Source organism: Vagococcus jeotgali (assembly GCF_035918315.1).
Classification (GTDB): domain Bacteria; phylum Bacillota; class Bacilli; order Lactobacillales; family Vagococcaceae; genus Vagococcus; species Vagococcus jeotgali.
The window spans coordinates 1499409-1521823 of record NZ_CP142146.1; the positions used below are offsets into that span (position 1 = coordinate 1499409).

Below are 22415 nucleotides of genomic sequence, written 5' to 3' on the forward strand. Positions count from 1 at the left end.
TCGTTTACTTTTTGATTAGCTATATTTGATTCTATCATAAGTTGACTCATTTTTTTATGATTTATTTGTTTTTTTACTCTTTTCATAAACATCAATGACTTCAAATTCTTCATGAACAACCATCTCGTCTTCTGTAAAATCAATACCTAGATATTTTTGATAATAAGGCGTTAAAAATTGCCGATGATCTTCCTTCCAAGATGCTAAACTCAAGTCGCTCTCGCCCTCTTTTCTCACCTCATCTTCTGTCATATCATTAAATTTAACTGTTTTTACTGCTGTATTCCTAATGGTACACAGTGGGTGATGGTGATTATCTATGATGATACTAATATCTCCTTTTTTAGGAATTGGTCCTGATTCATAAAGTCTATAACCACTTGTACTAGCTTTTTTTGTGCCATCTATCACAAGTTTTCCTAGGGACATTGCCAATTCATCAGTGTCTCCTAAAGAGTAAATACTTATTTTTTGACTACTGGGGATAGAAAATTTTTGTTTTATTTTCTTTTTATAAATCATCACATCCATACTTTTCCTCCTTTACCTTACTACGGGTGGTTTCTCGCTCAATCAATGTCATTTTTAACTCTTTAAAAGGAATATCTTTTTTAGTTAATTGATTGTATATATAAATAAAAGAATTATATGCCTGATGTTTAATAGAATAGTCAATAGTCGAAATATGCATCAAACGACCTATATCTGTATTATCAAACCCCATCATCGCAATATCCCTTGGTGAATCATATCCCATTAATTGAATAGCAGATAAAAATTGAGCAGCAATATAATCAGAGTAAAAGATTAGAGCATCAATCTCTTCTTTTTTATCGATCCACTCTTGTGCTAAATACTGACCACCTTCATATAAAGGGAGTTTTGTTATAATCCAGTCTTGATTAATATCAACCTTCTTCTCCAAATAAAAATCATTAATCGCCTGTAGCCTAGCTTGGGTGTTTAAATTAGCACCATGTCCAACCACATGTCCAATTTTTTGATACCCTTTATTATATAAATAATTCAAGGACTCATAATAACCATCATAATGGTCAAAGTACGGAGAATAAATTTTTTTTGAGTCTCTTCTATGCCAAGTAGCTAGTGGGCCATATTGAGCGAAATCTTCAATCACAGACCAGTCATTTGTTCTAGTAAAAATGAACACTCCATCAATTTGTTTAAACTTCATCATCTCTAAAATCTCAATCTCTTTTTCTCTATCACCATCTGTAAAATATAAATTAATAAAATAGCCATATTTTTTGGCAACTTCAACAAACTCTCTTAAAAAAATCTGCATAGAGTCAATATAGACTTGAGAAACAAAACCAATTGTTCTCGTTTTTCCGGCCTGAAATTGTCTAGCTAATATATTAGGATAATATTCTAACTCATGCATGGCTTTAATGACTTTTGTTTCCGTCTCTTTACTAACATAACCATTTTTAGTGATAACCCTTGATACTGTTGACTTTGATACACCTGCTAACTTTGCTACATCAATAATAGTTGCCATATTATCACCTCTAATTTATTTTACCATAAGTTTATCCTTGACGTGGGAACATTCCCATACATTAGAATGATTTATATATATTAAAGGAGGAAATATTCATGAGTAGAGATGCACTAAAGATTGTAACTATTGGCGGTGGTTCTAGCTATACACCAGAATTAATTGAAGGTTATATCAAACGTAAAGATGAATTACCTATTAAAGAGATTTGGTTAGTGGATATTGAAGAAGGACAAGAAAAATTAAATATTGTCGGGGAAATGGCAAAACGTATGGTCAAAGCTGCTGGACTTGACTGGGAAGTTCACTTAACTTTGGATAGACGTGCTGCCTTAAAAGATGCTGATTATGTCTCAACACAATTTCGTGTTGGACTACTTGAGGCTCGGATTAAAGATGAGCGAATTCCTTTATCTCATGGCGTGTTAGGTCAAGAAACAAATGGTGCTGGCGGTATTTTCAAAGCATTTAGAACCATTCCAGTAATCCTTTCAATTATTGAAGATATGAAAGAATTATGCCCTGATGCCTGGTTAGTTAACTTTACTAACCCAGCTGGTATGGTCACAGAAGCTGCGATTAAATATGGGGGATGGAAAAAGACTGTTGGTTTATGTAATGTACCCATTGGCCATAGAAAACAAGCAGCTGAGGCTTTAAATATTCCTGAAGATGACTTATTCTTTAAATTTGCTGGGATTAATCACTTCCACTGGCATAGAGTCTGGGATAAAGAAGGTAATGAGCGAACACAAGAATTAATTGATCTTATTTATGGACCTAAAACAGAACAAACCAGTCATCTAAAAAATATTTGGGATGCACCATTTCATTATGAACAATTAAAAGACTTAGGTATGCTACCTTGTGGCTATCACCGTTATTATTATATTGAAGATGAGATGCTAAAACATTCTATTGAGGAGTTTGAACGAGGAGAAACTCGTGCTCAAGTTGTTAAGGAAACAGAAACAACATTATTTGAACTCTATAAAGATCCAAACTTAGACTATAAACCAAAAGAATTAGAACAACGTGGTGGGACACATTATAGTGATGCTGCATGTGAATTAATCGCTTCAATCCACAATGACAAACGAACTGATATGGTAGTATCCACTCAAAATAATGGGGTTATTACTGATTTACCATATGACTGTGTGGTTGAAGTATCTGGACCTGTCACAGCCCATGGTCAAGAACCCTACAACTGGGGAGCTTTCCCACCTGGTGCTCGTGGTATCTTACAAAGTATGAAAGGTATGGAAGAAACTGTTATTAAAGCAGCAGTAACAGGTGATTACGGCGCAGCTCTTCATGCCTTTACAATCAATCCTTTAATTCCTGGCGGGGTTATGTCAAAAATATTGCTTGATGAGTTATTAATTGCTCATAAAGATTACTTACCACAATTTGAAGAATCAATTACTCTAATTGAAGAAACACAACCAGATACAGTGGCTTATGTGACTGAATTGATGACATCTAATTAGTCATGAAATAAATAAAGTATGGCAACATTAAAAATAGCGACCTCCAAAAAAATGATTTTTGGAGGTCGCTTTATTTCATCTTTATTTTTTAAATCTATGTAATTATCTGTCAGTCTAAATCGGTATATGTCTTATAATTCTCTGACCCATTCAATGCAATAATTTGAATATCATTTTGGTACCTATTAGATAACTTCAACAATTATCATTCTTCTAATTCAAAACAGTTAATAATGTCGTTGATGTATTTGCCTCAATATCATCTTGAACAATGATATCTAAATAGTCTTGTTTATTTGTCACAATGATAGGCGTTTGAACACTGTAACCAGCATCTTTTATCAAATCAATATCAAACGTTACTAATTTTTCACCTTTTGTTACTTTATCTCCTTGCTTAACAAAAGACTTGAAACCTTTGCCATCTAATTGAACTGTATCAAGACCAATATGAATTAGTAGCTCTAAACCATCATCTGAAATCAAACCTATGGCATGTTTTGTTGGGAATAAAGTCATAACAGTACCATTAAACGGTGCCACAACTTCACCTTTTGTAGGTTCAATCACAACACCTTCACCCATAACTCCTTCTGCAAAAGCTTTATCTTCTGCTTTACTTAAAGGTAGTACATGACCTTCAACAGGCGAAGTTAAAGTTTCTTTTAATACTTCTTTTTCCTCTCCAGGTTTACTATCAATAACAATTGAGTCATCTGTCCAGAAGAAATAAGTTAAAAGGAAACCAATAGCTGAGGATACAACAATAACAATCAGCGAGTACAACATACCGCTAGCATTACCATCTGGAGAAATGAAATTCATAATTCCAAAAATACCTAAACCACCCATAATATAACCCTTTACGTTAAATAACATCATAAGTAACCCACCAACACCTGCTCCAACTAATGAAAAGTAAAACGGTTTTTTCTTAGGTAGAGTTAAACCATAAATAGCTGGTTCAGTCACTCCAAAAAAGCCTGAAATAGCAGCTGGAATAACTAAACTTTTTAGTTTTGGATCATTTAATTTAAAATACATCGCAACAACCACTGCCGTTTGAGCAAAACTTGCTCCAAATGTAGGGGCTAAAATTTGACTTTCTTTATTCATCGCCATTTGCATAATCGCTAGTGGAATAACACTCCAGTGAAGTCCAAAAATAACTAACACTTGCCATAAAGTACCAAGTAACAGACCGTATAATATAGGGGAGAATCCCATTACTGCAAGGAATCCATCACTTAATAGATTTGTTAAAATATTAATAATTGGTCCGATAACTAAAAACCCAACTGGTAAAGAAATAAGTAATACAAAGAAGGGAACGAAAAAATTTTGAACCACTTCTGGAACAAACTTTTTAGCATATTTTTGAACTTTCCCAGCAAAAGCCACAATAAAGATAACAGGTATCACTGTGCTAACATAACTTCCTGTTACCCAAGGTATACCTAGGAAAGTCGTGTATGCTTCTGCACCAAAAACATTTATAGGATTACCTGCATTTCCTGCGGCTTCTAAACTAGCTATAATCGAGGATGTTTGAATAGTTGGATAAACTAAACTGGCACCAATTAACATCCCAACCATTGGCTGAACATTAAACTTCTTAGAAGATGTGTAACCAATTATGATTGGCATAAAGTAAAATACCGAATCCCCAATAGCATTTAACATCATATAAGTACCACTGTCCATGGTGTAATTCATAGTTAGAATAACGGTTCCTAAAAAGACAAGTAACGCATTTAAACCCTTAATCATACCTGCAGCTGCCATAGCTCCAAGGAATGGTTGGAAAACCCCACTAATGATATCAATTAGTCTATTAAATAAAGACATCTTCTCGTCTTCTTCAATAACAGTATGCTCAGATAACCCAGCAATTTCTACAACATCCGCATAAACATCAGGTACATGGTTACCAATAACAACTTGGTATTGACCACCACTTTTCATGACAGTTACGACTCCGTCCATATTCTTTAGTACGTCATCATTTGCTTTTGACTCATCTTTTAACTTAAATCGTAATCTCGTAATACAATGAGTTAACCCATTGATATTTTCCTTACCGCCCACTTCTTTTACTATTTTTTCTGCTAATTCATAATATTTACCCATTATAAAATCCTCCATCTCTTTTTTATGAAGGTTTGGCCAACTTAATGTTACCATCCACTAATTATTTTTAAGTATTATTTTTAACTAATTTTGCGATATGTATTGTTAAATAAAACCTCTCTTGATCAGTTAACTGGTATTCATAACTCACATATAGAAACTCACTTATTTTATCAACACACACATTCTCATTATGATATTTTCTTTGTAATAAATTAAATAATTCCTCATCTGGTTTTTCAATGTATGTTTCTTGGTTCAAAACTCGGTAGCAAAAATACTTTAAATGTGTGATAAAACGATCATAAAAAATAGTGTTGACATCTATTTCTTGTTTGAAGTGATAGGTGATAATACTTGTAATACTTGACATAAGTTCTGTCAACTCTGTCATATCTTTGCTGTCATCTGCCATTTCTGAATTTACGATATGTAGAGCAATAAACCCTGCTTCTTCTTCTGATAACTGAATATTTAACTCCTTATTAACCATGTCTAACCCTTTTTTTCCAATTTCATACTCTTTAGTGAAAAAACGTTTAATGTCCCACTGTAAGATATTCTTAATAAATATTCCTTTTTTCTCTCGTTCAATCGCTGAGTTTAAATGATCCATCAAAAAAAAGTAAACTGAATCATTTAATTCTTTATTTAATTCTAACTCTGCCATCTTGATAATTTGATCAACTACTTCAATAATCTCAATGGGTATTTGTTCTACTAAATCCAATACTTTTGTATGTGGATTATCCGTTGTTAGTTTGAAAACTTGTGTTACTCTATCATTATCAATTGTTTCCCCAATTTTTTTCTTAAACGCAATACCTCGTCCAGTAACAATTTGCTCCACTCCTTGATTATTTAAAGTAACAATTACATTATTATTTAAAATCTTCACTATTTCCATTTTATCCCCCCCTTTTTTAACAAATAAAAAACCCGATTTTATCAAGGTACACTCTCGTGCCTTAATAAAACCAGGTTTAGCCAACTTAATGTTACCATCCTATGCGTTTAATTACACCAAATATAACAATAAAAAAAGACGATGTCAACGCTTTCTAATTATTATATCATGTTAAATATTATAACTTAAAAATAGAGGGATAATCTTAGTCACCTCCCTATATTCCAAAGAAATTAGTTGTTTTCTAAATCTTGACCATTTGTAGCAATCACTTTTTTGTACCAATCAAATGATTTTTTCTTAGAACGTTTTAGTGTACCATTACCTTCGTTATCACGGTCGACATAAATAAATCCGTAACGTTTTTTCATCTCACCAGTACCTGCACTTACTAAATCGATACATCCCCAAGACGTATAACCCATTAAGTCAACCCCGTCTAACTCAACAGCATCACGCATCGCTTCAATATGAGCTGCTAGATACTCAATACGGTAATCATCTGCTACATAACCATTCTCATCAGGTGTATCTACAGCACCTAAGCCATTTTCTACAATAAATAGAGGCTTTTGATAACGATCATATAAATCATTCATTGTGATTCTAAGTCCTAATGGGTCAATTTGCCAACCCCACTCACTTGCTGGTAGGTAAGGATTTTTCACTGAAGCAAAAATATTACCTGCTGTTTGCTCTAAAAGTTCTGGATCAGTTGTTTGAACACGTGAAGAATAATATGAGAATGAAATAAAATCAACTGTATACTCTTTTAATAAAGCTAGATCTTCTTCAGTCATATCAATCACAATACCTTCTCGCTCCATCTTAAGTAGTGCATAAGCTGGGTATTCACCACGTGACTGTACATCAATAAAGAAATAATTTTCACGGTCAGATTTTTTAGCTGCCCAAACATCTTCAGGGTTACAAGTATAAGGATAGTTAGTACCTGCTGCTAACATACAGCCTACTTGATTTTCTGGATCCACTTCATGAGCAATCTTAGTTGCAATAGCACTAGCCACTAATTCATGATGAGCTGCTTGATACTTCACCTGTTCCTTATTTTCACCTTCTTCAAAATAAAGACCAGCTCCCATAAATGGTGCATGTAAAATCATATTGATTTCATTAAATGTTAACCAATATTTAACTAATCCTTTATAACGATTAAAAATAACACGGCATAAATTTTCATAAAAGCCAATCATTTCACGACTTCTCCAAGCTCCATATTTTTCGACTAAATGCATTGGACAGTCAAAATGAGTGATAGTTACCAATGGTTCTATCCCATATTTTTGGCATTCTTTAAAAATATCTTCGTAAAATTTCAAGCCCTCTTCATTTGGTTCCTTCTCATCACCTTTAGGGAAAATACGGCTCCAAGCTATAGATAATCGGTATGTTTTAAAACCCATTTCTGCAAATAAAGCAATATCTTCTTTAAAATGAGTGTACATATCAATGGCTTCCTTGGCTGGATAAAAATGCTCATCATCAAAATCAAACATTTTCATCTCACCTGTAATTACAGGAAAACGATCTTTACCTGTTGGAGCCAAATCAACATTAGCTAATCCTCTTCCACCTTTATTATATCCACCTTCACATTGGTTTGCAGCAGTTGCGCCGCCCCATAAAAAGTCTTCTCTAAATCCCATTATAATATCCCCCTGTTTTTACTTAATTAGTTTGATTGGATACACTCAACTACCATGATTTCATAAAAAAAACCTAATTTTTCCAGAGCAAAAAAACTCTAAAAAAATTAGGTTTAGCCAACTAAATGTCACTATCCTGTACCTTCAACTGTATTTAATATAACAATAAAAAGATTTATTGTCAACGCTTTCTGAGTGGTAGTTTATCAAATTAACTAATCATCATTCTTGATAAAACATCGTTAATAATGTCTTTTTCATTTGTCTTTTTTGTCGCCATTTTTGTTTATTAAATACATAATGACTAGTGAGTTCATGACAATGTCTAGTCATTTCTAGCTTCTTAGCACTCAAAGGTGTTTCTGTATATAATGACATCTCTAAATTCCAAACAACGCCTTGATAAAACTGACCATAATCCTCACCATAATATGTTGTTATTGCCTGACTTATCATATCAAAGCTCATTTGCCTATCACCAGTCAGCCCCTTACTTAGGAGCATGTTATCATTTGTCACCATATCATTTAGCCCCTTAGAGTACGTCATACCATAATTTTCATACAACTCTTCCATTCCTTGTTCAGACCAAGCACCTGATGTGTATTCACTTCCAACATAATTTTTTAAATAGATTGGTTCTGGTTGACTCATCTCAACTTCAAGTATGATTTTCTCAGGATCAAAAGAGGTCACCTCTGATACCTTACCTCTTGTAAGTGGCGTCTTTTTACCTTTAGCATATCGTACTTGTTTACCTTTATCCTTAATCTTTGATTGAATTTCTTCAACACTTTTAATAGATTGATTAAACCCATCAACTTGCATTGCCCAACTTACTCCGGTTGCGTCAAGAATTATGTGTAAATGGAAAATCCATTCCATTTTTTTAAGTTAAAACATTGATTCTAATGTATCTTGTATTTCCTTAAATCCTTTATGTACTCTGCCTAAAAATTTTTGGTTATATTCATTGAACTGAGAAACAAGGAATCTCTCCAGAGATTCTTCATTAGGAAATTGTTCTTTTCTCTTTGTATATTTTTTTAACTGTTTATTAAATCCCTCAATCAAGTTAGTTGAGTAGATAGTTCTTCTGATTGATGGTGGGAAGTTATAGAAAGTTAATATAGCAGGATTCAAGAGTAATTTAACTACTCGTGGATACTGCTTTTTCCATTTATCTATCATAAAACTTATTTGATTCATAGCTTCTTCTTTTGAAGCTGCTTGATAAACCAATTTGAAATCATTACAGACTTCTTGTCGATCACTAACACGAACCTTATGAGCAATATTTCTAGAGATATGGACACAACATTGTTGAAATTGAGCATTTGGATAGACACTATGGATACTATCGTGAATACCACTTAAACCATCAGTTACAACTAATAAAACCTCTTCTAAACCACGATCTTTTAAATCTTGAAGTATCTCTTTCCAAACATAAGCAGATTCGGTTGGAGCAATAGTAAATCCTAGAACCTCTTTGGTTCCATCCAATCGAATGCCTATCACAATATAAACGGCTTCTTTTGATACGGTTTGTCTCTTTAAAGGAATATGAGTAGCATCCATAAAAATGACTGAGTATTTAGCTTCTAAAGTTCTTTCTTTAAAAGCCAAAACATCTTCAGATACGATTTTACTCATGTTTGAAATAGTTTGTGGTGTGTAATAATGACCATACATTTTTTCAATTAGATCAGAGATTTCAGACATAGTGATCCCTTTTTTAAATAGCTGAATAATAGTAGTTTCTAAGGAATCATTGGTTCTTTTATAGGCTGGTAATGTTTGTTGGGAAAATTCTCCATTTCTATCTCTAGGAATCACCAAATTTAATTCTCCATATTCTGTTTTAAATGAACGTGAGTAATTCCCATTGCGGGAATTACCTGAATTAAATCCAGCTCTATCATACTTTTCGTAGTCAAGAAACGCTGTTAATTCAGCCTGTAATAATGAGTTGATAGCGAGTTCTAAATGACGACGAAATAAATCATCTAAATCACCTTTATTAATTAGTGTTTCCATTATTTCTGTAGTAAAATGAGTCATGAGAAAGTCCTCCTATAAAATTTCTGTGTCGTAACTTTAATTTTACAGAATGGACTTTCTCTTTTTCTACCCTAAATTTCTATTTACACAAAATATTTTACCCTATCCTTACTCCTAAAAACAAGAATGTACTTAATATCAAACAAAGACTCATATAGATACTTCCAGTTGTCTGAATAGTATGTCTTCTATTAAGAGACTTAATAAATGAAATCATCAACGTACCAAATATTAAACATAACATACTTAATAAGTTGAGCTGCCCTTTTAATATCATGATCAATAAGAATATAGCAACCCATACAATAAAGAGTCCAATTTTTTCATATGAAAAAACACCGATTGATAACCCCATCAAAAATACTCCTAAAAGAATCATAAAAAAGAGAGTACCTGTAGTTGAGTAATCAACAGATAAACCAAATAGATAAGTTCCTCTTATTTGGCCAACTTACTTTAAAACCTCATTCACCATCAAAAAATAGGTATTACGAATATTTTGTATGAATACTAAAGCAACAAGTAGGGTTATTAAAAATATTAAGGAGAGATAGATTCCTGATTTTTTAGTTAATTTGCTACCTATAATGTAGATGATAACCATAATTCCTAAACTGATTAGACTCACACCTATATAACGATTAACTATCTCAGATAAATCAGCCAGTATTAATAAAAAACTACTTGGTATTAACACCAAAGATAACCATTTTAAAAAAATAGTTAACACATTCATAATAGTGGTTTGATGATTCTGGAATGAGACACGAATATGTTTAATTCGACTTCTAATCCGTCTTTTTTTCTTCATCATGACTCCTCCTAAAACACAACTTTCATTAAATCTTTTTCAATGTTTTTTGAACTTAAAAAAACCTCATCATCTGTTACTGATTTTGATCTACGACTGACAATCACAGGTGTAAATTTCCCTTCATAAACTAGAGGCCTAATCACATCCCCTTTATTAGCTGTTAAATAAAATAATTCATTTACCTCTGTTGCTAATAAACTATCAGTTATCTTATCTAATACTTGTGAGGAATCATGTTCATAGCTAATATCTTCAATGCTATGGTATAACTTATATAATTCTTCTTGTGAAGATATCGTATCTATCTTAATTTGTTCCAACTCAACACTATACCAAGCTATCATAACAGGAATATATTGGTCTAAAAAACCACTCACTAAAGAAGCATATGAAGACAATAAGGCATCTAACTCTCTTGTTTTAGCTTTTTCTCTTTTTTTAACATAATGAGACTCTAACAACACAATTCTCATACTCTCAGCTACCTCGCTTAATTCTTTCACTATTAATTGATTTTCTTTCACTGAGAGCTTCCCATGAATTTGTTTAATCGAATCACCCATGTCGAATTGCTCATAACTGCTCCTGGTTTAAAGACAAATTCTTGCTTACCGCTGTCATACATAGTGAAACCAACTACATCAGAAGGCGTCACATCTGGTGTAAACTGGATACGTTTAAAACTTAAATCCAGCACCCGACTAAAAGATAAGGCCATCGTTTTTTCCCTACACCTGGTACATCATCTAGTAAAATATGACCTTGCGCTAACATAGACATTAGTACTTTTTTTAATGTCTTATCTTTACCATGAACAGATCTTTTTAACTCCTCTAAAATTAAACTTGCTTCTTTCTCCATTTTTACACGTCCTATTTTTAAAAGCCATATTTGACTTGTATTCGCTTAAGTACATCTCCAATTGGTTTATACAACACTAGCAAAAAGATAGCATTTGAAATCATATAAGTAACAGTCATTGGTAAACTTCTAGCTAACATGGCTAAATATCTTGTCCATGAAAAACTTTGGAAGTTAAGAACTGACCAGGAATCCATAATAACTGAGAATAATATTCCTGATATAATTCCTAATAAGACTAAATAAATCTTATTCTTCTGGCACTTTTTACTAATGAAAGGAATACCCGCAATAAAACCAATAAGCCCCCAAGAAAACATTTGAAAAGGAGTCCAAGGGCCCTGTCCATAAATAACATTGGACCCAACTGCAGCCAGTGCTCCCACTAAAAATCCTTCCTCACTACCTAAATACATACCAGCAATAATAATAACTGCTGACATTGGTTTGACAAATGGAACCATAAAAAAGGCAACCCGACCAACAATAGCAATCGCTGCTAGTACTGCAATCAAAACAATAAGTAACATACTGCTATCTTTTTTCTCATACTTATAAAAAATAGGGAACATAGATACTAAGATAATTCCAATAGAAATAATATTATATTTCCGGCCATTAAATAAATTAACTCCCATGACAATAATTAATGGAATCACAATTAAAATGAGACAAATTGTGATGATATTTTTCATTTTTTTACTCAAGATGTACTCGCCACACTTTCTTTAGCACAGGCAATCACTTGATTTGTTGTGATTGCCTCAGGATATAGTTGTTTAGCAATTCGATTAGATGCTGTTGTATAAAATGTATTATTGGCAAAAAATTCAATCGTTTGATCTGTTGAAATGACTTCTCTATCAAAAAATAATCCACAACGATCTGAGTATTCTGCTGCAAATTCCACATCATGAGTTACCATCAAAATAGTTACTCCTTCATCTTTTAACTCCTTTAAAATCTGACCAAATGATTCTTTAGAAAAGGCATCCATCCCCTTAGTTGGCTCATCAAGTAATAAAATTTTTGGTTTTAATAATAAAATTTTACCTAAAGCTGCCTTTTGCTGTTCACCACCACTTAAATCATAAGGATGCTGATCAATTAAATGTGTAATACCTATTTTTTTAAGGTTTTCTTGAATCAATCTTTCTGTTTCGTCTTTGCTGTACCCAACACTTTTAGCAATTTCTTCATAATCTTCTCTAATAGTTGGTTGAATAAATAATAGCTGAGGGTTTTGAAGTAAAAAAGCTAAATTCTGACGATATAATTCATTGTCTTTATACTTTTTAATTAATTTTTGATTGATTTTAACCTTTCCCTTATAGGCCTTTCTTTGCCCTGAAATCACACTTAATAAAGTGGATTTACCTACACCATTTCCACCTAACATACTAAAAATTTCACCTTTTTTAATGCGTAAATTGACTTTGTATAAAATATCAGGCAAGTTACGCTCATATTTAAAACAGACATCTTTTAAATCAATCACAGCCTCTGTTGAAGATATTTTCTCTGATACACGCTCAGAAAAAGACATAGGTAAAGGTAAGTAGTATTTATTTAAATAACCTTTCCCTTCTTTAATCGTTAAAGGGCAAACTCCTGTGTGGTTTAAACCGTTGTAAATTCTAACAGCACTAGGTAAGCCTTTTTCCATTTTTTTTGCTCGTTGATTTAAATGAATACTCTCCCCAACTTTTCTAGGTGAATCAACTAAAACCACCTCACCTGAATCCATGACGACTACCTTATCTGCTAAGGGAAAAACATCTTCTAAACGGTGCTCAACAATAATAATAGTCAGGCCAAGCTCTAAGTTTAACTTATGCAAAGTTTGAATAAATTCTGAAGCAGCAATAGGGTCTAACTGAGAAGTTGGCTCATCTAAAATCAAAACTTTAGGATCCATAACAAGAACACTAGCCAAATTAACTAACTGCTTCTGTCCTCCTGATAAATCAGCTGTGTTTTTTCTAAAGAGCTGTTGAATACCAAAAAAACTAGACATCTCACCTACTCTTCTTCTCATCACTTGAGAAGGAACGCCCATATTTTCTAAACCAAAAACTAACTCATGCCAAACTTTATCAGTGACAATCTGACTTTCAGGATTTTGCATAACAAAACCAATATCACTTGCCAATGTTTTTTCCTCAAAAGAAGTGATTGGCTGATTTAAAAATGAGATGTGTCCACTTTTTTTGCCATTTGGAGCTAAAGAAGGTTTTAACATGTTTAAAAGGGTTGTTTTACCACAGCCACTAGACCCACAAATTACCACAAACTCTCCTTGTTGAATCTCTAAAGAAATATTATCTAGAGCTGGTTTGTCCTGATTAGGATAAGTGAACGTTAAATCTTTGATATCAATAATCGCCATGTTAGTTGCTCCTTTAATTCAATAAATATTGGTAATAAGACAAATAGACTCGTCATACAGTATAAAAAAATTGTCACTGGATGAAAGGCTAATTTTTCCATTGTAGGGTAAAACGTAATAGAAATCATATGATACTTATCAGCTAAGACAATACACACAATAAATAAGGCATTAATCACTAGCATCACAGCATCTTCTTGATGAAAACTAAATAAGGAGAAATGACTTCTTCCTTTTAAACCATAACCCCTCGCACGCATAGACTTAGCAGTTTCCACAGTTGTTTCTAGTGACCAAGAAATCAAACTTTTAAAGACACGTATCCCACTTTTAAATTTATCCCAGTAGCTATCACTTGCGTATAATCCCAATGTCTTTTGAGCCAAGTGAATTCGTTTTGTTTGTGTTCTAAACATTGGGACGTATCTAATAATCATAGAAATGGTAAGAGACAACTTTGGTGATATGTTACCAAATAAAAAAATGAACTTGTCACTAGTCATCACCTCATTGTAGCTTTTAAACCAAAAAATGATTGTAACAAGCATTAAACCAATTGTCCCACCATATAAAAAAGCTTCCAGTGTAACAGGTCGATCATTTAAAAAGAATAAAATTGTTTCACCGCTATGAACAAATAAAGGGTTAGTCAAAGTAATTAGTAGTAAAATGAAAGCGTAATATAAAAATATTCGCCAAGTATCCATAGCTATCACAACTAAGTAAAGACCACTTCCAACTAAAGAGATTAAGAGTAATACAGGGTTGTTAGTGAACATTGTAAAGAAAATAATAGTCATATAATAGGCAAACAATACAAATGGATGGAAAGATCCAAAAGCAAGTTCATCATTTCTTAATATCATTTGGCATCTCTCCTCCTATATCTCGGCCTAAATCAGTAGTATAAATAATCTCAATCTCATCGTTATCTTTTGGGTAATATTTACTGACACCATAATTAAAAAACTCATCATTAATTTTATACATCCAACCACTTAAAGATCCTGCTGAAAATTCATAAAGATGATTAATACCCTTAATATAAGCACTACCAAATGAATTGTCTGTCGATCCTTGAAAATCAAATGGATTTTTATTGTGACGAGTCACTCGTTTTAATAACTCCAACACGTTATCATTAGGGCGTAAAACAACCTCTTGCTTTTCCAAAATCATCCCATTTTCAGGAACATATTCCGCCTGCTGTAAACCTTTATCTAATTTCTCCCAATTATCCCTTGCTGTTTTAGCATTAATACTAATTGTGACCACTTCTGAATCTGGGGTAATATTATCTATATTAGTTAAATAATAATTCTAAATTGCAACATTAAGTTAGCCACTCTGGTAAAAATATCTAAATATCAGTGTTATTTTATTGAACTCCTTACTTACCAACATGTTTTGATCTTTAGATTTTGAATTTCTTCTAAAAATAATGTTGCTGGTTGTCTATAGTCTAAAATTTTACGCGGCAAAAGATTAACTTTTCCAGTAGCCAGTTGAATGAACTGCTTTGAATAGTGACAGATAGGCGTTCCTTTCGGAACAAATTGCCTTAATAAACCGTTATGTCTTTCGTTTGTTCCTCGTTCCCAAGATGAATAAGGGTGAGCAAAGTAGATATCAGTCATTTGTTGCAGAGTATCATCAAGTGAGCTAAATTCACTGCCATTATCAGCAGTAATCGATTGAAATATGCTACTAAATCGGGCTCTTCCAAACTCATATTTTAACTGTTTAATAGCGTAACTAACAGACTCTTCAGTATGATCATCTAGAACAACAGTAATCATGTAGCGAGTTTTTCTTTCAACAAGTGTAAGTAGAGCATTATCATCTTTAGATTTTGAACCAATGACACTGTCTATTTCCCAATGACCAAACTCTTGTCTAGAATCAATTTTGCTAGGTCGTTCATCAATTGATTTTCCAAGAGCTTTTTTATGCTGACGACTTCTTTTCTTTTTAGGTGATAGTCTAACTTTCATCTTGAGATGATGATTTCTGACTGGTAAAAAACCTTTATCAATATAGTTATAAAGTGTCTTAGTAGAAACAATAGGTTTATCCCAAGTCCCTAAAGACTTGATAAAGCCAACAATTGCATCTGGTGACCAATTAAAGTCTATCATTTGTTTACAAGCATAATTAATAAAATCAACAGCACTAACTAGCTTAGATTTCGAACCACAGCGTTTCCTGTTTTCTATGTATTTAGCTTGCCCCGTATCAGCAAAATAGAGTTGTTTAGGTTTCTTATTTTCTTTGATTTGCGTGGTCGTTCCTCGTTTAAGCTCATTACTTATTGTTTGATGGTGTCGGCCTAATCGTCTACCAATTTCTCTATTAGAGTCTCCCATATTATGCCAAACTTCAATAAGCTGCCTTTCCTTTAAGGAAAGATGTTTATAACTAGATGTCTTTGTGTTATTCTTAATTTTCACCATGATAAAAATTCCTTTCGTTGTTGGGTAGTTACTTCAATGATACACGAATTTTTACCATGGTGTTTTTTTATTATTTTAGAGTGGCTAACTTGATTTTACAACTAAGCTTTTGTTAACTCTTTAAAATGATTGTTTTCTTCAAACAAATTAGCACTAGATTCACTAACGCAAACATGATGTGTTTTTCCTTCTAGATATTGTGTCATAGCCCCGCCATGATAAATTTGTAAAAAGGCTTTTGTTCCTTGTTGCTGAATGGTTTTTGCTAATTTATCTAAACTTTTAATATGACCATCATGACTCACTCCAACGCCGTACTCGTAAGCTTTCCCCTCATAACTAACATAGGATGAGGCAATCATGATAGCACCTAAATCACCTGTACGTTGTGCGTAAAATTGGTATTCTAAATCAGATAAATTCCCAGATTCACTGCTATCTAAAGTCGAAATAGGGGCACAAATCAGCCTGTTTTTTAAACGTACACCTGAAGGTAGCGTAAAAGCATTTTTCACATTCATTTCATTCACCTCTTTTTATTAAAAAAACGCAAAAAGAATCCCTTCTTCTTGCGTCATTGCATGTGTTGTTACGACATTGTAACCACTTTAATTATAGTCATTGTAACAAATCCACATCACTTCGTCAAAAGACAAAAAAGCGACAAGATAATATAAATATAAACATGTAACTTATAAAAAAAGGGGATAACAAAGAGCCATCCCACTTTATTATTTAGCTAGCTGTCTTTTATTATAAATATAAACTCCAGCTCCACTCATAAGAACAACCACACCAATAACAGTCAATTTAGCTTTTGATTCACCCGTTTTTGGTAAGTTGTCTGTTCCACGGTTACCACCGCTACTTGTAGCACCTGAAGCATTGCCACTTGATGAATGATTGCCTGAGTTACCTTTACCACCTTTTTTAGGTGGCGGTGTTCCAGCATCACCTTTACCAGATACATCATTAACATCTTTATTTGCTTTAACTGTTTCAGTTAATGTATAAGTAGCTTTATCTTTAGTAAAAGTAAACACGACTTTATCGCCTTCTAATAATTTTTCTTGAATTTTTAAAGTGAATTTACCATTATCATCTGAGATAACACTCTCTGATTGTAACTTCTCTTTGTTTCCTTGACAGTAAACAAATAAATACACTCTAAAAAAACGAAGCTAACCACAAGGATAGCTTCGTTTGACTTTATTTTTTCAAATAGGTATAAGCACCTAAGGCAGCAGTGACACCTGAACCAATAGACGTCATAATTTGTTTAAACGGAATATTTGTGCAATCACCAGCAGCAAACAAACCAGGAATATTAGTCATTCCTTTTTCATCAACAATAATTTCATTATTATCATTTAACTTAATATTAGTAGGTAACCAAGAGGTATTAGCTGTTGTCCCAACTAAAATAAACACTTCACTCACAATTAAAGCATTCATGTCATTAGTGACTAAGTTTTTGTATACAAATTCCGTCACATTTTGACTTCCTTTAATACCTATACTTTCAGAGTTCAATAAAACAGTAACATTAGAGAATGTTAATAATTCTTCTTGTAGAGCAGGATTTGCCGTTAGTTGATCAGAATATTCAATTAAATAAACGTGCTTACTTCTTTGTGCTAAGTCTATAGCAGCTTCAACACCAGCATTTCCACCACCTACAACAACAACTTGAGAACCACTTACACACTCATCTTCACAATAAGCACTATAAGAAACCCCTTTGTTTAAAAATTCAGCTTCACCTGGTATCTGTAATGCACGTTGAGTTGTACCTGATGCTATAATTAATGTTTCACTTGATAAAACCTGCCCACTCTTCAGATGAACTAAGAAGTTAGTATCTTGTTCAATTTTACAAACTTCTACTTTATCCACAATCGTCACATCATTTTTTTTCATCTGCTCTGTGACTTCTTGTGTAAATCTGGCTCCAGTTATTTTAGGAATACCAACAATGTTTATAATAGTGTGAGTATCTAGCACTTGTCCACCAATTTTCTTAGCAACAATCCCAGTTTCCAATCCTTTGTTAGCGGCATACATAGCTGCACTAGTACCTCCTGGACCTCCACCTATGACTAGACACTCAAATGTCTTTTTTGCATCATCACTTGTTAAAACTGATTCAAATTCATCTAAATCATTTGTAAAAACTTTACCATTCAAATAAGTCACTGGTGTTGAGCTGATAGCTTTATCCTGAACTTCTTGTTTAAAAGCATCTTTATTAACAGTAGTATGACTCACTTTTTCATTTAGCAAAGCCAAGACATTTAAAGATTGAATTAAGTCTAAATAATTATCCTTTGCTGGATCAACAAAACTCACAAATGCTAATGGTGTCGTAATTTGGTCAGCTTCAGATACAATTAGACCATCTACTCCTAAATCAGATGAGCTAACTTGAATAATCGCTGATAAAAAGGCCTGAAATTCATAACCCATTGGTACTCCTGCAAAAGTTATCCCAGTTTTTTTATTTATTTTATTTATTTCAAAACTTGCTACTCTCTCTAGTGATGATTTTTCTATAAAAATCCGACTAGATAAAGCAGATATTTCATTTAAAAAACGCTCAACTTCTTTAGACTCTTTGCCAGAGTCAAGACAAGCTGTTAATAACACATCTGATTCGATGCATTTAAAGTATTCCTTTAACTGACTCTTAATACTTTTATCAAACATCTTAATCCCCCTTATATGTCACTTATTTAGTTAGATATACCCAAAGTACCTAACTCCTTACAAAATAATTTAATGGCAGATTTCTTATTCATCCCTTTTATTATATAACTAATCTTAATGAATGCCAACCTTAGTTTGTTAGAGAACTATCTTTTATTTAGACAAATAAAAAAACACCCTAATGGAGATTGCTAGTAGTGATGAAAATAAAATATGCGGAATGACGCTCTTCAGGCGGAGATAAAACTCGAGTAATGAACAAAATGTGTTCAATACTCGGGTTTTATTATTTAATAACTTCCACTCTAATCATCCCGCTTTTTATGAAATATGGACCACTTTAACTCTAAATTAACAATTTGATATTTAAGCATAATTATCAGATGTTTGTGACCTTAACCACTTATACAAATCTTTTGCAATGAATGAATAAATTGTATTGTAGTATGATTGGTCAGCGTCAAATAATTTTCCATATGCAGATTGATTTTCAGTATATTGTTCAATAATAAAGTCTTGAAACTGTTCTTTAAACAAATTATTCTCAAACATTTCTACACTATTATTCCTTGCCATATTTACTAATTTTGCATCTGCACTTTTTCTAAGGGTACGGTGCATTGTTTCTACTAAGACTCGGTCACCCTCAGTAAAATCTTCTGGAAAACGTTCGTTGATTCTTTGGATAATTTCCTCCAATGTGTCATGTTTATCTGTCGGTTTAACAGTCGCATCTACAGTACCTGGATGTTCTAACATACCGCTTCCATCATCTTCTGCTATAAGCGATATTTCTCCCTGAAAGTCTTCTTGTAATTTGTAATATTCTAATTTTACTTTATCATCAATACTTATCTTTTCACGCTTTTCCTTGGGGATAAACTTAAGTAAGAAACCTGTAAAGATACTTTCCTCTAGTAAATCTTTATCAAAAGTTTGGTCAATTTGTGCAATGTAGTTATACCACTTATTAAAATTACGTAATGTCACCCTAAAATCATATTTCACATCTTCTTCTAGTTCCTCATAGCGACCCAGTATTGGTTTGAATAAGCTGGATAATCTACCAAGTAATCGTTCGTCTTGTTTATTACCTGCTTGTTCATTTATTTTCATTACTTGTTTAATGTCGTCATCATTATAAACATAAAACTTTCTTAATTTACTTTGTGTATCATAAATAAGGTTAATATTAATTTCTTCTTTTAACGTTGTCGCTTCATAGAAAGGTTGGAAAGCTTCAAATATTTCTTCTTCTGTATTGACAAAGTCTAAAACAAAAGTATCTTTTTTACCTGGCATGGTTCGATTTAAGCGTGATAAAGTTTGGACAGCTTTCACACCACGCAATTTCTTATCGACAAACATCGTGTGAAGTAATGGTTCATCAAAGCCTGTTTGATATTTTTCAGCAACAATGAGCAAATTAAAGTCATCACTATGAAACGTTTCTTTCAATTGATTTTCTTGAACACGTTCTCCAGACTTTGTGATATTTAGTTTAGGTTCCGTATATTCTTCGCCATCATCATTAACTGTCCCTGAAAAAGCAACAAGGACATCTAAATCTTCATAACCCTTTTCTTCAATATATTGCTTAAATTCCTTCATATAGCGGACAGCATGTAATCTGGATGATGTGACTATCATTGCTTTTGCACGTCCATTTATCGCTTTTTTGGTTACCTCTCTAAACTGTTCAATAATAATTTCTGTTTTCTGCCTTAATACCCATGGATGGAAGGACTGATATCTAGCAATCGCTCGGACAGCTTCCGTTTTTGGTAGTTCTGGATTTTCCTCTATTTCTTTTGCAATACGATAGGAAGCCTTATAAGTCATATAGTTGTTTAAAACATCTAAAATAAACCCTTCTTCTATCGCTTGACGCATGGAGTAAATGTGAAAAGGTCGATAGCTACCGTCTTTTTGCCTTGTCCCAAACATTTCAATCGTCTTTTCTTTTGGTGTCGCTGTAAAGGCAAAGAAGCTCAAATTGTTATGCTGACCTTGCGAAAGTAGTGTTTTCACAAGTTGATCTTGATCATCTAAAGATTGGTTTTCAATTTCTTCTTTGATTTCTTGGTATTCCTTTAAAGATGCTTCTTTATCTGCTAATGCTTGCTTTAACTTTTGCGCACTTGAACCTGTTTGAGATGAATGAGCTTCATCAACAATGATGGCAAAATTTCGTCCCGCTACACTATCTATCTCATCGTAAATGACAGGGAATTTTTGCAAGGTTGTAATAATAATCTTTTTTCTATCATTTATCGCATCTTTTAAATGTTGGGACGTTTTATTATCACCGATTGTTTCAACTTGCCCTGTCGTATGTTCAAAACTAAGTAATGTATCTTGTAACTGCCTATCTAAGACAGTTCGGTCTGTCACGATAATGATAGAGCTATAGATCGGCTTATCCTCTAGATTATGTAAAGAAGCCAAATGATAAGCTAGCCAGGCGATACTATTAGATTTTCCTGACCCTGCTGAATGTTGAATTAAATAATTTTTTCCAGAGCCATATTCCTTTGTGTCTGCAACTAACTTTTTCACGACATCTAGCTGGTGATAACGTGGGAAGATAAGAATATTCTTCTTCACTTCTAGGTTCATAAACCGTTCAATAATATCCATGAGTTGATTGCGCTTTAAGACTTCTTCCCATAAATAGGCAGTTGGATAACCTTCAGGATTAGCTGGATTTCCTGCACCACCAACATTTCCTGGACCATTGGAGCCTTGGTTAAATGGAAGAAAGTATGTCTTATTTCTAGCTAGTTTCGTTGTCATAAAGACATCATAATGATCTACTGCAAAATATACGAGAAAGCGAGTGTTAAACTGAAAAACAAGTTCTCTTGGGTCACGATTTTGTTCAAATTGCAGTTTCGCGTGTTCAACACTTTGACCTGTATATTGATTTTTAAGCTCTAAGGCAACAAGTGGTATCCCATTTACAGCGAGTACCATGTCAATCGAGTTACGATTGTTTGCACTATAATAAAACTGGCGAATACAGTGAAAACGATTGGCTTCATATAATTCCAAGTTATCATAACTGATGGAAGAAACCGGACGGAAATAAATGACACGAAAGTGTACCCCACGGTCACGAATGCCCTTGCGTAGAACGTGTAGTAGACCATGTGTGGTTACTTCTTCATTAAAACGCCTTACAAAACGATCTACCGCAGCTTCTTTATAAATAGAAACATACCGCTTCCAAGCACGTGGTTGGGTTTCTTGAATGAAATCAATCAAGACACTAGCATCCATTCCGATAGAAGGATCATAGTTGGTATCGGCAAAAGACACAGACTGCCAACCGCCTACATTCGTTAGCACAGTTTCAATATCTTGCTCAAAGCGAATTTCCTTTTTCTCAAGCATGAAGTTAACCTCC

The 22415-nt window shown here is 33.2% G+C and carries 21 protein-coding genes; 1 reads left to right on the forward strand and 20 read right to left on the reverse strand.

The genetic code is table 11. The features are described 5' to 3' along the window. Positions 1–54: 54 nt before the first annotated feature. Both VSF34_RS07475 and VSF34_RS07480 read right to left on the reverse strand, forming a co-directional pair. Positions 55–531: an ASCH domain-containing protein gene (locus VSF34_RS07475; RefSeq protein WP_326716711.1), complete on the reverse strand. Its 477-nt coding sequence runs from the start codon at positions 529–531 to the stop codon at positions 55–57. Further along, entirely contained in the window at positions 512–1522 is a 1011-nt protein-coding gene (locus VSF34_RS07480; protein WP_326716712.1) for a LacI family DNA-binding transcriptional regulator, read from the reverse strand. The genes VSF34_RS07475 and VSF34_RS07480 overlap by 20 nt, the downstream gene beginning before the upstream one ends. A 98-nt stretch (positions 1523–1620) precedes the next feature. On the opposite strand from VSF34_RS07480, the gene VSF34_RS07485 reads away from it, so the two are divergent. Beyond that, entirely contained in the window at positions 1621–3015 is a 1395-nt protein-coding gene (locus tag VSF34_RS07485; protein WP_326716713.1) for a 6-phospho-beta-glucosidase, read from the forward strand. A 213-nt stretch (positions 3016–3228) separates the two neighbouring features. Here VSF34_RS07485 and VSF34_RS07490 read toward each other — a convergent pair whose 3' ends face one another. The 18 genes from VSF34_RS07490 to VSF34_RS07575 form a co-directional block, all read right to left on the reverse strand. After that, positions 3229–5145, reverse strand: coding sequence for a beta-glucoside-specific PTS transporter subunit IIABC (locus VSF34_RS07490; RefSeq protein ID WP_326716714.1), 1917 nt, complete (start codon positions 5143–5145; stop codon positions 3229–3231). 67 nt (positions 5146–5212) lie between these two features. Then, a complete protein-coding gene (gene licT, locus VSF34_RS07495; RefSeq protein WP_326716715.1) occupies positions 5213–6052 on the reverse strand; it encodes a BglG family transcription antiterminator LicT in 840 nt (279 codons plus the stop codon). A 233-nt stretch (positions 6053–6285) separates the two neighbouring features. Continuing rightward, positions 6286–7719 carry a 6-phospho-beta-glucosidase gene (locus tag VSF34_RS07500; protein ID WP_326716716.1) on the reverse strand — a complete coding sequence of 478 codons (1434 nt, stop codon included), beginning with the start codon at positions 7717–7719 and terminating at the stop codon, positions 6286–6288. A gap of 222 nt (positions 7720–7941) precedes the next feature. Continuing rightward, positions 7942–8547 (reverse strand): hypothetical protein, encoded by a 606-nt coding sequence (locus tag VSF34_RS07505; RefSeq protein WP_326716717.1) that lies wholly within the window; start codon positions 8545–8547, stop codon positions 7942–7944. Positions 8548–8613: 66 nt separating this feature from the next. Further along, positions 8614–9783, reverse strand: coding sequence for an IS256 family transposase (locus VSF34_RS07510; RefSeq protein ID WP_326716335.1), 1170 nt, complete (start codon positions 9781–9783; stop codon positions 8614–8616). A 451-nt stretch (positions 9784–10234) separates the two neighbouring features. Further along, on the reverse strand, positions 10235–10597 hold the full coding sequence (locus VSF34_RS07515; RefSeq protein WP_326716718.1) for a hypothetical protein: 363 nt from the start codon (positions 10595–10597) through the stop codon (positions 10235–10237). 8 nt (positions 10598–10605) lie between these two features. Then, entirely contained in the window at positions 10606–11121 is a 516-nt protein-coding gene (locus VSF34_RS07520; protein ID WP_326716719.1) for a hypothetical protein, read from the reverse strand. Beyond that, on the reverse strand, positions 11118–11315 hold the full coding sequence (locus tag VSF34_RS07525) for an AAA family ATPase (RefSeq protein ID WP_326716720.1): 198 nt from the start codon (positions 11313–11315) through the stop codon (positions 11118–11120). The genes VSF34_RS07520 and VSF34_RS07525 overlap by 4 nt, the downstream gene beginning before the upstream one ends. Beyond that, positions 11282–11458: a hypothetical protein gene (locus VSF34_RS07530; RefSeq protein ID WP_326716721.1), complete on the reverse strand. Its 177-nt coding sequence runs from the start codon at positions 11456–11458 to the stop codon at positions 11282–11284. The genes VSF34_RS07525 and VSF34_RS07530 overlap by 34 nt, the downstream gene beginning before the upstream one ends. A gap of 17 nt (positions 11459–11475) precedes the next feature. Beyond that, entirely contained in the window at positions 11476–12117 is a 642-nt protein-coding gene (locus tag VSF34_RS07535; protein ID WP_326716722.1) for an ECF transporter S component, read from the reverse strand. A gap of 44 nt (positions 12118–12161) precedes the next feature. Continuing rightward, a complete protein-coding gene (locus VSF34_RS07540; protein ID WP_326716723.1) occupies positions 12162–13847 on the reverse strand; it encodes an ABC transporter ATP-binding protein in 1686 nt (561 codons plus the stop codon). Beyond that, positions 13820–14713 carry an energy-coupling factor transporter transmembrane component T gene (locus tag VSF34_RS07545; protein ID WP_326716724.1) on the reverse strand — a complete coding sequence of 298 codons (894 nt, stop codon included), beginning with the start codon at positions 14711–14713 and terminating at the stop codon, positions 13820–13822. The genes VSF34_RS07540 and VSF34_RS07545 overlap by 28 nt, the downstream gene beginning before the upstream one ends. Continuing rightward, positions 14697–15122: a DUF4430 domain-containing protein gene (locus tag VSF34_RS07550; protein WP_326716725.1), complete on the reverse strand. Its 426-nt coding sequence runs from the start codon at positions 15120–15122 to the stop codon at positions 14697–14699. The genes VSF34_RS07545 and VSF34_RS07550 overlap by 17 nt, the downstream gene beginning before the upstream one ends. 119 nt (positions 15123–15241) lie before the next feature. After that, a complete protein-coding gene (locus VSF34_RS07555) occupies positions 15242–16300 on the reverse strand; it encodes an IS30 family transposase (RefSeq protein WP_326716726.1) in 1059 nt (352 codons plus the stop codon). A gap of 101 nt (positions 16301–16401) precedes the next feature. Continuing rightward, on the reverse strand, positions 16402–16821 hold the full coding sequence (locus VSF34_RS07560) for an oxidoreductase (RefSeq protein WP_326716727.1): 420 nt from the start codon (positions 16819–16821) through the stop codon (positions 16402–16404). A 210-nt stretch (positions 16822–17031) separates the two neighbouring features. Further along, a complete protein-coding gene (locus VSF34_RS07565) occupies positions 17032–17466 on the reverse strand; it encodes an LPXTG cell wall anchor domain-containing protein (protein ID WP_326716728.1) in 435 nt (144 codons plus the stop codon). A 43-nt stretch (positions 17467–17509) separates the two neighbouring features. Next, complete coding sequence (locus tag VSF34_RS07570; RefSeq protein WP_326716729.1) at positions 17510–19006, reverse strand: FAD-dependent oxidoreductase; 1497 nt, start codon at positions 19004–19006, stop codon at positions 17510–17512. 366 nt (positions 19007–19372) lie between these two features. Beyond that, a complete protein-coding gene (locus VSF34_RS07575; RefSeq protein ID WP_326716730.1) occupies positions 19373–22402 on the reverse strand; it encodes a type I restriction endonuclease subunit R in 3030 nt (1009 codons plus the stop codon). Positions 22403–22415 lie beyond the last annotated feature (13 nt).